Below are 14,121 nucleotides of genomic sequence, written 5' to 3'. Positions count from 1 at the left end.
CCACCCGGTTCAGCGCCCTGCGATGTCGCGTAGCGCCCGGAGTGCGTAGTAGGAGCGTGACTTGACCGTTCCCGGCGGGACACCCAACACCTTCGCAGCCTCCGCGACTGTACTCCCGAGTAGATATACCTGCTCAAGGACCTCGCGATGCTCCCGCGAGAGGCGGTTGAGGGCGTCCATCACCACCATCGAGTTGACCACCTGGTCGGCGTGATCCCGCTCGATCGCGACGTCCGTCGGACTTTCCGGCACCTCGGACGGTCGCGCCATTCGAGCGCGGACCGCATCGGTTATGAGGTTACGTACCACGGTGAGCAGCCACCCCCGCACCGATCCCTTGCCGTTGACGAGACTGTCCGGATGGCGCCAGGCGCGCACCAGCGCCTCCTGGACGATGTCCTCGGCGATGGCCCGATCGCGGGTCAGTTGCGTCGCGTACGCGAGCATCGCCCGGCCGTGTTCCTCGTAGAGGGATCGGATCAGGGCCTCGTCTGCTACGTCCCGCCGACGATCGGGCCTCAAACCCGCCATTCGTACCATCCTCCGTTGCCCTCGCACCGGCGTCGCCGCCGGTGCATCCGGGTAACCAGGATGCCTGCCGTACTTCCGAATACCGGCAATCGTGAACGAATGTGTTCCTATGCTCACGCGGGTGAACTTTCGCGCTTTTGGCCGATCGGGCGCGGCGGCCTCATCTCGGTCCGGGGCAACGCGACGGGGACGCCTGCACAAAGGAGGGTCATCCACCGAGGACCGGGATGAGCCGGCCGCGCGGGGTGGGGCGGTCGAGGTGCAGGCCGAGCACCCCGACGTCGAGTGCGCCGTTGGCATCGCTCTCGAACCGCCAGACAGTGTTCGGCGAGTCGCCGACGACCACCACGGCCGCCGTACCGTCGGAGGCCGCCGCCATCGCGCCGAGCCGTTCCCACTCGTCGGCCGGAAGCGGGGCGGTGATCACCACCAGGTGGTCGCGAAGCGCCAAGGCCTCGTGAGCGTCGTCGCCGGGCAACCCCAGCACGGTATGCACATCGACGACCACCCGAACCCGCTCTGGAACCGGCCAGGGCTCAGGTGGTGGGCCGACCACAGTGATCGCCACCGACGCTGCGGCGTAGCGGCTGATCTCGCCGAGGAAGGCACCCGCCAGACGCCGCGCGACCGCCGGCTCCCCGGTGAGGGCGATGATGCCGGGTGCGCGCCCCAAGTTGACGACTGTCAGTTCCCCTCCGACCGTGCCGACGGTGGCGAGTAGCGGGAACCCGCCATCACCACCGGCCACATTCTGGTCGAGGTCCCAGCTCGGCGCTTCCCAGATCGCACCCTCCTCCCGCGCCCGCCATGGGGGCGGCGGGTCCGGTAGTGCTGGCGCCAGCCGCAGCGACACCCGGTCCGCACCGACCATCGCCGCGTACACCTGGGGTTGGGACGCCTGTGCGGCGATCTGCCGCAGGGCGCGGTCCAACACCTGCCGTGAACCCGGCGCCGGTCGGGCCGGCTCGGCCGCGCGGCGGCGGGCCCGCCGGATCAGCAGCGGTACGGCGACCGCCAGGAGCGCCGCGCCGATGCCGAGCAACGTCGCCGTGACCGGTCGGAGCCCGATTGTCTCGCCGTCGTCGACCGGAGGAGCCGCGGGCGCCGCTGCCGACTGTCCCGTCCGCGGTCGTTCGACAGGCGGAACCTGCGGCTGCTGACCCTCGTTCGGCCTGGCTGGCGGCGGCGGACCGACGCGGATCTCGCCGGACGTCGCGCCCTCGGGGAGGACGAGGACCCAACCGGCGGGGATCGGCTGGGCCGGATCCGTGAGGATGCCCCCGTCCGGCTGGGTACGACCCTGGTTGAGCTCGAGGATCTCCGGCCAGCGCCGGCTGTCGCCGAGCACCCGGTCGGCGACCCCGGGCAGCGTCATGTCGCTCTCCGCGCCCGGTTGCCCGGGCACCACCCAGTACGGCACCGACGGCTCTACGGCGTCGGCCCGACCGGGGATCGACAGGACCAGAGCGGCCACCACCGCCAGCAGCATTCCCGCGCCGGAGCTCCGGCACCCGGCGTACGCCCTGGTCACGGACATCTCACTCGGCTCCGTCGGCGTCGACCGATTCGCGCAGGGCGTCCGCCAACAGGCGCATGGACCGTGGACCGCCCGGGTTGACCAGCACGTCGAGGCCCTCCGGGAGTAGCCGCACCAGCTCGGTCAGATCGACCTGCCGCCACTGTGGCGCGTCGACGCGCGCCTGGTCGAGGCCGCTGGAGGCGACCACCACGCAGGCCACCCCGTCCGGGGCGGACGCCACGGCAACCTCGCCCGCCTCGTCGAGCGCCACGGCCACCAGGCTGTCCCGTAGCGCCCGCAGCACCAGGCTGACATCAGCCCGGTCGGTGGCGACGAGCTTCGCCGCCGCGTCCACGGGGCTCGTGGGTGAGTCGGCGTTACGTGGCTGGTACAGCGGGTTGGCCTCGAAGCGCCCGGCGGTCCCGTCGTCCTCGACCAGCCAGCCGCCGACGATCGTCTCCACCGGGGGGACCTCCGACGACTCCTCGTCGAGGTCATCGTCGCTGTCCAGCAGCAGCATCCAGTTGCGTTGCACGTCGGCATCGTCCATCACGACGCCCCCTTCTGCGTCGGTTTGATCCTCTTGAACTCGCCCATGTTGTCTACCGCCAGGGTCGCAATGGTCTCGCCGGGACTGGTGAACAGTCCGTCGAGATCCTCGCCTCTGGTCACCTTCACGGTCTCGGTCGCCGCGAAGATGGGCCGTTTGTTGCCGAGGTCCCGCATGGTGTCCGCGAACTTCTGGCCGGCGTCGCCACCCTCGTTGGCGAAGTTGCAGGAGATCATGGCGATCGTGCTCTTCGGCTTGGCGCCCGCGGCGGCCTTGAAGGTGGCGTCGTTGCTCAGGATTCTGGCCATGGTGTCGCCGCCGACGTCCACCACCTTGCCGTTCGCCAGGGTCACGGCGGCGCTGTCCGGGCTGCCGTGCGCGAAGACGAAAATCGGGTCGCTCTTCAGCCCGTGCCAGGGAGCCGGCACGTAGTTGTTGCCGACGAGGGTGGACTCCTCGCCAGGCAGTTGCCGGATGACCTTCATATTCGCGAAATTCGCCGAGCCGTCCAAGTTCTTACCGGTGGCTAGATTGCCATGCTGCCGCGCCCAGTCGGTGAAGTTGTCGAAGTCGGTCGATGTGCTGGGGAAGATGACGCCGACCTGCTTGCCGTTGCTGTCTTTCAACGGGGCGGACGTGACGTCCTCGACGTGGAAGGTCTTGAGGCGGCCGCTCTCGGTCACCCCGACCTGGAGTGTGGGATCCCTGTCGCGCTTCGCTTTGACGATCTTCCGTTCAACCGTGAAGCGCACATCGTCGATCTTGTTCTTGACCGACGTGAACGCGCCCTTGACGGTCTTGCCGAGGCCGACAGTGGTGATGGCTGTGTCGATCCCGGTCCCTGGCGCGGGGGCCTTCTCCACGGTTCGGGCGCCGCCCGGAGGGCCGCCAATCCCCCTGGTGCTGTTCTTGATCCCGTCCGAGACCGTGCCGGGGAGCTTGTTGCCACCCTTACCGGCCATCTTGATGATCCGGCCGACGAGTCGCCCGCCCGGCACCAGGCCGAGCGCCAGACCTCCGGCGGCCAACCCGATCGCGGCGGGATCTCCGCTGGCTGCCGCCGCCGCGAGGTCGATCGCACCGGAGAGCAGGCCGAGCGCCTGGCCGAGCGGAGGAAAGATGAACGAGGCGATCACCGAGAGCACGTCCAGGATGGCGGTGATCCACTGGATGACCGTGCTGCGGAGGAAGTCGATGAACGCCTGGAACGCCTCGACGATCTTCTCCCAGAGCGACCGCTGGGGGGCATCCTTCGCCAGCCCCCGCAACGTCTGCGCCGCCGTCCGGGCAGCCTGATCACGCAACGCCGTCGCCTGGCCCAGCAGCGCCTTTGCCTGGTCGAGCGCCTGCTGCGCATCGGCGGCGCGGTTCTGCGCGGCGGCGTCGTCGTCAGTGGCCCTGTCTTTCGCGGCCTGATCCGCCGCCGGGTCGGCGCCCAGCGCGGCGACCGCCGCCTGCGCCGAGGCGAGCACCGCCTGCGCCGCGGTCTGGTCGCCGGCGGCCTGCCGGGCCTGGTCGAGGGCGCGCAGCGACATCGTCTGCGCCTCCTCCAGCGACGGCAGGTACCGCAGGTACGCGTCAGCGGCCGCGGCGTAGGAGTTCGCCATCTGGTCCAGCCGCCCGGGCAGCTTGCCGATCAGATCACGGAACGCCTCCATCGCCTTGCCCTGACCAAGGTGGACCTGGCCACCGGCGGCGAGCAGGTCGTGCGCCTCCCGGGTGGTCCTGGACAGCTCCTGGTACGCCCGAGTGATCTCGTCGAAGGACTCCGGATCACCGGGTACCGGGTCGGAGTCCACCTGCAACACCGACCACTCGGCGTCTCCCGGACGCGTCATGCCCAACCTCCCCATCGCACCGACCGCTCCCCGCCCCCGGCCAACGCCGTGAGCCGACTCGCACACGTAGCGAGCGTGAAATCGGTTCAGCCGGACTGAACCGATCCGACCGGCCGTCCGTGTACGGCGCGGAGTCATTGGCCGGACCGGGGAGGAGAGCGGGGATGGGCAAGCGGAGCAGGCTCGACGCCGGGGTGCCGGCATGAGCGTCATCGACGTACCCGGCGCGGAGCTGCAGCGGGTGCATGACCTGTTGCAGCGCACCAAGGAACTGATGGACAGCGCATCGATCAGGTCGATGGGCCCGGTCGTCGACACGCTGGGGCAGCGCGAGTTGGAAGCGGCCGCACGTGAGTTCGAGAAGCGCTGGGGTGACGGGCGGTACGTCGTGGCCAAGGACCTCGAAGGGATTCGCGACGCCGCGAAGGCGGTGGCCGACGCGTTCCGGGAGACGGACGAGCAGACGGTCGCCGCGCTGGAGAACCCCGAGGGGGCGACGAGTTGACCAGCGGAGAAGGCGCGTCAGTGGCTGCCCCGATCGGATTCGAGCTTCGTACACCCCAGGACTGGGTCGACTTCTCGGTCGCCGACGAGGCGAGCGAGAACCGCGTCGCGGACGAGGTGTGGACGCGGGCGCGCGAGGGTGGGTTCCCCGAGAAGCAGGCGGGACAGTACGCCGAACAGCTGCGCCGGTCGGTGCGGCAGGCCCGCAACGCGGGCGCGGTGCACGCCATGGGCACATTCCAGGTGTACGAGGACGGCGCGCTCATCGCCACGATGCTGGTCTCCGTGGTCACCCCGCCCGCTACCGGCGACATCATCGGGGCCCTGACCGCTGTGGCGCAGCCCGCCCACGACGACGGGACCTGGCGTCGGGTGAGCACCGCCCAGATCCCCGCGATCGGCACCGCCGGTCGGGTGCACGGCATCCAGAACGTCACGCAGGACGGCGCCACCATGCGCTGCGCCGTGATGCACACGGTCGTACCACTGCCGGGAACGGCGAACGTGCTGGTGGTCACCGGTTCGAGCCCGAATCTCGCGGAGGCGGAGGAGATCTTCGAACTCTTCGCCACGATCACCGCGACACTGACCTTCTCGTATGAGGGAGGGACCGCCGCGATCACTCCGCCAGCGGCCTCCCTGGGGGAGGTCGGCAGTTAGGGGGTAACTGCCGACCCGCGTTGGGGGGACACCGTTGGGGGGTGTCCCCCCAACGTCGTTTCGGTACCTGGGCGTGGGCGGGGTGTTGCCCCACCGGCGGGCCGGGACACTGTCGAGTCCGGCCCCGATCCGGGGCCGGACTCCGTCGTCGCGATCGCCCCTATCCGGCGTCGCCGGCCCTGGCCAGCAGCTCCCGCAACGCGGCCGGTTCGGTCCGGGGCACCTGCACCAGATGCAGCCGACCGTCGCCGAAGTGGGCGAGCACCCGGCCCGGCCGTCCGCCGCCGAGTTGGCCGCGGGACAGCTTCACGCCGATCAGCTCACCGTCGCCGAGGCCCTGCGGGCTGAGCAACGCGCCCTGCCGGTTGCGGCGGGCGTCGACGTGCCAGCCGCCGAAGCCGCCGGAGAGACCGTCGATGGAACCTCCCATGATCAACCCGAGGCCCTGCTCCGCACCGACCCGGGCGATCTCACCGAGATCGCTGCCAGCGTCGCACTTGAGCAGTTGCTCGGCATCGTCCAGGACGACCACGGCGGGTCCGTCGCGCCCGGCGAGGGCCGCCGCGAGCCCGGCCGAGGTGAAGTTCTCGCTCGTCACCAGGTCGAGCACCCCGGGCACCCCGGCCAACTCGCGCAGCGGCGATCGGCGGGGCGCCGCGATCACCACGGGTGTCCCCTGCTCCAGCAGACCGGCGACCATCGTCAACAGGGCCGTGCTCCGCCCTGACCGAGGTGGCCCCGCCAGGATGAAGGAAGGGGTGGTCCCGAGGTCCGGGCCGATGGCCGAGAGCTCGTCCCCGCCGACCCCCAGCATCGTCCACAGCGGATTGGTCGGCCGGGCCAGGACGCTCGCCTGCGCCAGGGTCAGCTCGTCCGGCAGCACGTCGATCCGGAACGGACGGGTGGCGGCGGCGACCTCGGCGTCCCGCAGCCGCGCCGTCTCCGCGATCGCGGCGAGCGCCCGAGCCTGACCCTGCCCGGAGCTGTCCTGCGTGAGCAGTGCGATCTGCGCCTCCGCGCCGTCGACCGCCCGGATCGCCCGGCCCGTGCCGATCTCGTCCGGCAGCTGCCGATAGTTGATGCCGACCATGCTGTAGTCGCTGCGTTCGGTGAGCCGGAGCACCAGCTTGTCGTCCGTCGTCGACGAGATCCGGGTGGTGAACATGCTCCGGTCGCCGGCCATCACCACGTGGATCCCGGCCCCGGCTCCCTCGCGTAGCAGGGTCAACAGGGCCGCCATGACGCTGCCGTTGTCGTAGTCGGCGAACGTCTTGTCGAAGACCTCGAACCGGTCCAGCAGCAGCAGGAGGTGCGGCGGACGGTCGGCCCCGGCCGCCCCGGTCCGATACTCCACCAGCCCGGCCGAGCCGGTGGAGGCGAGGAGCTGCTGTCGGCGTCCCAGCTCCGCGACGAGGCGGGTGAACAGGCGAGCGAGCCGTTCGGCCTCGGTACGTTGCACCACCGCACCACAGTGCGGCAGCTCGGTGAGGGCGAGCAGCGCCCCGTTGCCGCAGTCGACGCCGTAAAGATGGACGTCGGCTGTCGAGTGCGCGCCCGCTACGGTGCCGGCGATCGTCCGCAACGCCTGCGAACGGCCGCTTCGCGACGAGCCGATGATGTGCAGGTGCCCCAGCGTGCCCAGGTCCAGTTCCAGCGGCGCCTGCTCCTGCTGGGCCGGTAGGTCGACCAGGCCGTACGCCACCGAGGGCAGGTGGTAGCCGCTGCCGCGCGGCGCGGGAAGCGCGTCGACTGTCAACGTGTCCGGTAGCGCCGGCAGCCACGGGCTGTGCGGCGGCTCGATGGCGAGTTGCTCACTGGCGCCGCGGACGGCCTCCACCAGCACGGCGAGGTCGGTGAGTTCGGCCGATGGCGCGGTCTTCACACCGGGACGGTTGGGCCTGGGCCGACCCAGGTCCTTCCAGGAGACGGGCGCGAGCCAGGGTGCCTGCCGGACGTCGGTACGAGCGCCCGGGCGGAAGCCGCCGACCCGCCCGGCCTGGAACGGCACCAGCGACGACTGAGCCAGGCGTACGAAGGCCCGGCCCGGCGTCGATTTCAGGATCGAGGCGGCGTCGGGGGCGTTGAGCACGTCCTGGCTCTCGCTGGTGTCGGTCACCCGCAGGGCGATGCGCAGGTTGGTGTTCGCCCGGATCTCGGGTGACACCACCCCGCCCGGACGTTGGGTGGCCAGCACCAGGTGGATGCCGAGCGACCGTCCCCGCTGTGCGATGTTCACCAGGCCGGTCACGAAGTCCGGCAAATCGCGAATCATCGACGCGAACTCGTCGATCACGATCAACAGTCGAGGCATCGAGGTGCGGGTCGGCTCGCGGCGCAGCAGATCGACATAGTCGTCGATGTCCTTCGCGCCGGCCTCGGCGAGGATGTGCTCGCGCCGCTTCAGCTCGGCGGTGAGCGAGGTCAACGCCCGACCCACCAGGTGGGTGTCGAGGTCGGTGACCATGCCGACGGTGTGCGGCAGCCGGACGCAGTCCTTGAACGCGCTGCCGCCCTTGTAGTCCACCAGCACGAACGTCATCGCGTCCGGGCGGTTGGCGACGGCGAGCGAAGCGACCAGGGTCTGCAACAGCTCCGACTTGCCGGAACCGGTGGTGCCGGCGACCAGGGCGTGGGGACCGTCGCGCTTGAGGTCCAGGGCGAACGGCCCGTCCAGCGAGATGCCGAGCACCGCCTCGGTGGTCCGGCCGCCGGTGGTCCACCTGGCCGCCACCGCGTCCGGCGCCGGCGGCTCCATCCCGAGCACGTCGAGCAGCCGACTCGCGTCCGGCAGGACTGCCCCGTCGTCCGTGCCGCCGGTGTCGCGCAGCGGCGCGAGGGCACGCGCCACCGTCCGCAGCCACTGCGTCGAAAGCAGGTCCGGGTGCACCCCGGGGATCGGCGCGGCGAGCGTCCGGGTCACCAGCAGCGACCCGTCGGTCTGCTCAGCGACCACGGCCTGGCACTCCTCCGGCAGCAGCCTCTCCTCGGCGTCGACGCAGAGCGCGTACACCCCGACGGCGGGTCCTTCCCTCAGGATCTGCGTCACCCCGGGCAGGGACCGCAGCCGGCGTGCCCCGTCGAGCACCACGAGGATGTCGCGGAACGCCCCGTCGGTCCGCTCGGCGGCGCGGGCGGAGATCACGGCGACCAGTTCGGCCACGCGCCGGGCCACTGTCTGGGTGTCGGTGCCGACGGTGGCGAGCGTGTCCTGGCCGTCACGCGGCGCCACGTGCGGCAGCCAGCCGACCCACGACCAGCCCTCCTCGTCGCCCGCACCGGCGAGCAGATAGATCTGCAGGTCCTCGGGGCTGTGCAGGGTGGCGGCCTGGGCGACCATCCACCGGGCCGTGATCCGGGCGGTGGCGCCGCCGGCGATGCCGACCACACCGTGCTTGCGCACCGGCACGGTCGCCGGCACGTCGAGGGCGCTCCACCGGACCTCCCGTCGGTGCTCGTCCTGGCTCGGATCCCGGAGCACCACCTCGGACGGGAGGTCGGCGCTGCCCGTCCGCAGTTCGAGGAAATCGGGGTCGGTGCGGCGGCGCTCCCAGAGGCGGCGCTCCGGTCCCCCGGCCATCAGCAGTACGGCGGCGGGGTCGGGGAAGTTGTCCCGCCGGGCCAGCCGCTCGTCAGCGAGCGCCGCCTGCGCGTCGGCGCCGATCCGTTCCCGTTTCGCCTCGTACTCGCCGAGCCGGGTGCGGTGGCTGGCCCTGCCCTGGCGGCGGGAGCTGATCTGACCGACGATCAGCGCCACCGGCGACAGGATGGCGAAGAGCAGGGTCAGCGGATTGCGGGTGATGAGGTACGCGGCTCCGGAGACCACCAGTGGGGCCAGCACCGTGATCAGCACGAATGGTCGCCGTTCCGGCGGCGACGGTGGCGCGGGAAGGGTGAACTGGGTGGTGCGGACCTCCGGGAGCAATCGGGGTGGACGGTTGTAGTCCAGGCCGGTGCGGTCCTCGGAGATCTGCAGTGCGGCCTCCGCCCGGACCGGAATCCGCAGCTCCAACAGGGACGAGCCGACGGCGAGCTGTCCGCCGGGGTGCCACACCTGTTCATCGTCGAGTTCGACCCGGTCGAGCAGGAGGCCGGAACCGGCCGGTCGAACACGGCACACGCCGTCGGGGGCGACCCGGACCGACGCGACGACGGGGGCGGTCGAGGGGTCGCTGAGGCGGACGCGGCTGGCGCTCGCGGTGCCGATGGCGTGCTCACCGAGGTCGAGCTGATGGACCGCACCGGCGTCGGTGCCGCTGACCACCCGCACCTCCACCAGCCCCCGCGGTTGCGCGGGTGCCTCGGGCACCGGCCGGTCCAGACCGAGCACCGTACCCCGGCGCAGTGGGGCTTCGGCGAGGGTCAGTCGCGGGTCGAGCGGCGCCCCGGCGACGAAGATCGTCGGTGGTGTGCCGGCGGGCTCCGGCCGACGCGCGGCCAGCGCCTCGGCGAGTTCCCCGACGGTGGTGTCGGGGGCCGCCTCGACCTGGTATTCGATAACGGCGGTGGACGGATCCACGACGGTGAGCTGCAGGCGCACGAGGTTCTCCTGGTCGGAAAAGACGGTCGGGGCCGCGTGGTGATCGCTCACCACGCGGCCCCCGGGCCTGTCCGGTCGTTCAGCGGCCCAGGCTGGCCCCGGTCTGGTTGTCCGTCTCGGAGAACGCGGTGCTGACCTGCGTGAGGTACTGGCTGATGCCCTCCATGCCGTTCAGCGTCTGGTCGACGCTGCCCTTGTACTCCTCGAAGTACGGGCCGAACTTCTGCTGGGCGGCCGGGGTGTTGTAGCCACCCTGGATCAGAGCGTCGATCTTGCTCTTGGCCTGGTTCATCCCGTCCAGCAGCGTCTGCATGTTCTGCTTCAGCCAGGTCGACGATTCCTCGATGTCCTCGCTGACGATGTGGTACGTGGCCACGTTCCGCTCCCTCGTGTCTTCAATCTCGCCGGCTCCGAGGCGGTCGTTCCGGGCCGCCTCTCGCCGATGCCGTCCCCCACACGGACCGTGGGCCAGAACGGTTCAGCGAAACATTCGGTCTCGTGACGCCGCAGACGGTGAACCACTTTGCCGACCGCGTCGTGTGGGTGTCGGATCGCGCGTACCGGCGCGGTCCTCCCCGAACATGAGGTGGAGCAGAGATGCTTGTGCACAGCCGGGTCGCGCGGACCGCGATCGCATTGGCCAGCCTGGCGGGCCTGGCCGCGTGTGCTCAGGAGGCCACCGGGACGGCTGCGCCGGTTACCGTGGCGGCCCCCACGGTGGCACAGGCGACGCCGAGTTCGACAGCCGAGAGCGGCACGCCGCCGGAGGTGATCGATGCCCCGGCGACCCCGCTCGCAGAGCCGAGGGTGGCGAAGACCCAGGGTCGGGTACAGATCTACAGCGGCCCCTCCGCCGTTTCGGTCTCACCCGCGCCCGACGCGGGGCGGGGCAGCACCGTCATCCAGCTGAACGAAACCGCCTCCGCCGACATCGGCACGTACGTCGCCGACGGGCAGGGCCGGACGCTGTACCGGTTCGACAAGGACACGGCCAAGCCGTCGAAGTCGAACTGCAACGGTGACTGCGCGACGGCCTGGCCGCCGCTGCTCGTGAGGTCACCGGGGCAGATCTACCCGAGCGGGATCAACCCGAAGCTGGTCGGCTACGTGGAGCGTGCCGACGGCACCTGCCAGGTGACCATCGACGGCTGGCCCGTCTACCTGTTCGCCAAGGACACCGAGCCGGGCGACACCAAGGGTCAGGGGGTCGATGGCACCTGGTTCGCGATCAGCCCAACCGGTGCCCGCACCCAGTCCCTGCCCGAGGTGGTCGGCACGCCCACCACGGCCGCCGCCCGCTGAGCCCGAGGAGACGACGATGATCAACCCGCATGCGCGGGCCGACGACGGCTCCCCGACGCCCGCCCCGCATTGGACACCGGCACCGCCGGCGCAGTGGGGGCCGGCAACCACCGGGCCGAGGACCCCCGAGCGTCGGCGGCGCGTCTCCCGGAAAGGCGTGATCGTCGTGGCCAGCGCGGTGGCGGCCGGGGCGACACTTGTGGCCGTACTCGGACTGGTCTGGCCGGGATTCCTCAACCGGAAGGTCTTCGACACGGCGGCGCTGCAACAGGGGGTGCTGTCGGTGCTGCGCGACGACTACCAACTCGACGCGGACCTCGTCGCCTGCCCACCGGGCCGGGCGGTCACGGTGGGCAGCAGCTTCTCCTGCTCCGCTGAGGTCGCCGGCGTGCCGAAGACCATCACCGTCACGGTGACAAGCTCCGACGGCCGGTTCGAGGTGGGTCGTCCGCGGTGAGGTACGAGGCCGGGGTCTGGCGGTCGTCCGGTCGGGTACGCGACACGATCCTGGGTTTGTCGCCGTCGATGCTCGACGTGTCGCCGCGGTGGGGTGATCGCCGGGCCGCCCCGGTGGTGAGCCGCGCTGGGCGGCCCGGCGATCGGCCGGTCAGAGGCCGGCGGCGTGCGCGGCGGCGGTGCCACCGACAACAGGTAGGACGATGTTGCTGCTCTTCAGCGCGACCTTCAGGTTCGCGGCGGTGGTGTCCGCCTGGCTGGAGTACTGCGGGTAGCTGGCCACGATGATCACGCCGATCCGGTGGCCGGGCTTGAAGACGTAGTCCTCCGGCAGCAGCGGGAAGCTGAAGTTGTACGACTCCCCCGGCACCAGCGGCACGGCGACGCGGATCGACTGCCGGTTCTGGGCGTCCATGATGCCCTTGGTGACCAGCTCGTAGTCGGCGGTGGCCACCCGCTTCGCCGTCTGCTTGTAGCAGCCGTCGTCGGTCGGGCTGCTCTCGCCCCAGCAGTCCGACGTGTCCAGGGTGATGATGCCCTCGCCGGAGGCCCGGTGCGCGACCCGCTCGTCGGTGCCGTAGTCGACCAGGATGGCCCCGAGGTTGGTGTCGGTCTGGTCGGCGGAGGCCCGCAGTTGCACGGTGGGCGTGCCGGAGATGTGCAGCGGCGCGGAGAGCGGCGCGGAGAGGAACGCCAGCCGGTTGGGCTGCACCACGTCCGGGTTGAGGATCATGGTGTTCTGACTCTGCGTACGGTTGTCCTGGAACGCCCCGGTCGCCGGCTTCGCGGTGGGCACCAGCCCGAGACCGCCCGCGCCGGTGGTGCCGGGCTGCAGGAACACCTCGGTGTCGGCCTTGCCGGGGATCGGCCAGTCGGCGTGGGTCTCCCACACGTCGGCGGAGCGCTCCAGATCCACCCGCGGCTCGTCCATGATGCCGTTGGCGACGCCCTGCAGCCAGAAGTCGAACCACCGGTGCAGCGTCGACACCCACACCGCGCGGCGCGAGTCGAACGGGTCGACGTGGCCCTCCTGCGACAGCCACAGCTTGCGCGGCACGTTGTTCTCCGCCAGGGCGTACCAGAACTTGCTGAAGTGGTCCGGCCGGACGTTGTCGTCGTTGAGGCCGTGGTAAAGCAGCACGCTGGCGGTGACGTTGGGGACCTTCTTGACGTAACTGCGCTCGTTCCAGAAGGACGTGTAGTCGCCGTGCTCGTCGCCGTCGGCGGCGCCTATCGCGTCGCGTACCGGCTTGCAGTAGTCCCGGCGCTCGGGGTTGGTGACAGTGTTGGCCAGCGACGACACGTAGCTGTTGCCCCGGGTGATGACGCCGTTGCTGCGCACGTAGTCGTAGTACTCGGTCGGTCCGCTGATGGGCACGACAGTGGTCAGGCCCTTCACGCCGGTCACCGCCGTGGCCATGGCCAGCGAGCCGTCGTACGACTTGCCGATCATCCCCGTCTTGCCGTTGTGCCAGTCCGCCTTGACGATCTCGCCGGCGGCGTTGCGGGCGGTGGCCCGGCCGTTGAGCCAGTTGATCGCCTGCTTGGCGCTCAGGTTGTCCTGGTTGGCGTTGGTGGTCGGGCAGCCGGTGGAGTTGTTGGTGCCGACCATGTCCAGCAGGATGACCGCGTAGCCACGCGGCACGAAGTAGTTGTCGTAGAACAGTGGCCACTTGTCCAGCAGCCCGTCACCGTCGAGGTCCGCCTTGCACTCGGACTCGTTGCCCCGGCAGACCGTCGAGTAGTAGGGGCTGGCGTCCATCACGACGGGGGCCTTGAGCCCCTGCGCGGTGGCCGCCGGCCGCATCAGGTCGAACGCGATGATGTCGCGCAACCCGTCGTTGTCACTGTCGAAGGTGGAGTCGATGAAGAGGCGTTCCCGGATGGCGTCGGCGTAGCCGAACACCGGCTGGGTCACGCCGTCCTGGACGACGATCGACGGCGGGCTGTCCGCCGCCTGCGCCTGCGGCGCCACGCCGAGGGCGGCGAGCACTGTCGCCGACAGTACGGCCACGCCCGTGCGCCAGCGCGTTCCCACTGTAGCCATGCATTCTCCTTGATGTGTCCGAGGTTGCGTACGCTACGAGCCGGTGGCCGGGTGCCACCACCTGCACGTGTAGGAAGTTCGTCGGGTGCGCTTCGACGGGGTGCCTCAGTCGCCCGGCGGGCAGCCGTGCGGCGGGCACGGTAAGACCCCGGTGCGACGCCGACCGGTGCCGGGCCG

11 protein-coding genes are annotated in these 14,121 nt (G+C 70.7%); 4 read left to right on the top strand and 7 right to left on the bottom strand.

The window, feature by feature from the left end; genetic code table 11:
- Positions 1-9: 9 nt before the first annotated feature.
- The 4 genes from V6U86_RS00775 to V6U86_RS00760 form a co-directional block, all read right to left on the bottom strand.
- A complete protein-coding gene (locus V6U86_RS00775) occupies positions 10-483 on the bottom strand; it encodes a sigma-70 family RNA polymerase sigma factor (protein WP_334497847.1) in 474 nt (157 codons plus the stop codon).
- 256 nt (positions 484-739) lie between these two features.
- Positions 740-2,068, bottom strand: coding sequence for a hypothetical protein (locus V6U86_RS00770; protein WP_334497233.1), 1,329 nt, complete (start codon positions 2,066-2,068; stop codon positions 740-742).
- A 1-nt stretch (position 2,069) separates the two neighbouring features.
- The gene (locus V6U86_RS00765) at positions 2,070-2,600 is read right to left on the bottom strand and encodes a type VII secretion system-associated protein (protein WP_334497845.1); all 531 of its coding nucleotides are present in this window, start codon (positions 2,598-2,600) and stop codon (positions 2,070-2,072) included.
- Positions 2,600-4,438: a hypothetical protein gene (locus V6U86_RS00760; protein WP_334497231.1), complete on the bottom strand. Its 1,839-nt coding sequence runs from the start codon at positions 4,436-4,438 to the stop codon at positions 2,600-2,602. Before V6U86_RS00760 ends, V6U86_RS00765 begins: the two co-directional genes overlap by 1 nt.
- 202 nt (positions 4,439-4,640) lie before the next feature.
- Between V6U86_RS00760 and V6U86_RS00755 the strand changes: the two genes are divergently transcribed.
- Positions 4,641-4,943 carry a hypothetical protein gene (locus V6U86_RS00755; RefSeq protein WP_334497229.1) on the top strand — a complete coding sequence of 101 codons (303 nt, stop codon included), beginning with the start codon at positions 4,641-4,643 and terminating at the stop codon, positions 4,941-4,943.
- A 20-nt stretch (positions 4,944-4,963) separates the two neighbouring features.
- The gene (locus tag V6U86_RS00750) at positions 4,964-5,602 is read left to right on the top strand and encodes a hypothetical protein (protein ID WP_334497227.1); all 639 of its coding nucleotides are present in this window, start codon (positions 4,964-4,966) and stop codon (positions 5,600-5,602) included.
- A 160-nt stretch (positions 5,603-5,762) separates the two neighbouring features.
- On the opposite strand, the gene V6U86_RS00745 is transcribed toward V6U86_RS00750, so the two are convergent.
- Entirely contained in the window at positions 5,763-10,139 is a 4,377-nt protein-coding gene (locus V6U86_RS00745; protein ID WP_334497225.1) for an FtsK/SpoIIIE domain-containing protein, read from the bottom strand.
- A gap of 79 nt (positions 10,140-10,218) precedes the next feature.
- The gene (locus V6U86_RS00740; protein WP_334497223.1) at positions 10,219-10,515 is read right to left on the bottom strand and encodes a WXG100 family type VII secretion target; all 297 of its coding nucleotides are present in this window, start codon (positions 10,513-10,515) and stop codon (positions 10,219-10,221) included.
- A 221-nt stretch (positions 10,516-10,736) separates the two neighbouring features.
- On the opposite strand from V6U86_RS00740, the gene V6U86_RS00735 reads away from it, so the two are divergent.
- Both V6U86_RS00735 and V6U86_RS00730 read left to right on the top strand, forming a co-directional pair.
- Positions 10,737-11,441, top strand: coding sequence for a hypothetical protein (locus tag V6U86_RS00735; protein WP_334497221.1), 705 nt, complete (start codon positions 10,737-10,739; stop codon positions 11,439-11,441).
- Between the two features lie 16 nt (positions 11,442-11,457).
- The gene (locus V6U86_RS00730; protein WP_334497219.1) at positions 11,458-11,898 is read left to right on the top strand and encodes a DUF4333 domain-containing protein; all 441 of its coding nucleotides are present in this window, start codon (positions 11,458-11,460) and stop codon (positions 11,896-11,898) included.
- Positions 11,899-12,048: 150 nt separating this feature from the next.
- Here V6U86_RS00730 and V6U86_RS00725 read toward each other — a convergent pair whose 3' ends face one another.
- Positions 12,049-13,944 (bottom strand): CocE/NonD family hydrolase, encoded by a 1,896-nt coding sequence (locus V6U86_RS00725; protein WP_334497217.1) that lies wholly within the window; start codon positions 13,942-13,944, stop codon positions 12,049-12,051.
- Positions 13,945-14,121: the final 177 nt, after the last annotated feature.

Source organism: Micromonospora sp. CPCC 205558 (genome assembly GCF_036902955.1).
Taxonomy (GTDB): Bacteria; Actinomycetota; Actinomycetes; order Mycobacteriales; family Micromonosporaceae; genus Micromonospora.
Note: the sequence above shows the minus strand (reverse complement) of the source record. Positions and strands in the feature narration are given on the sequence as shown.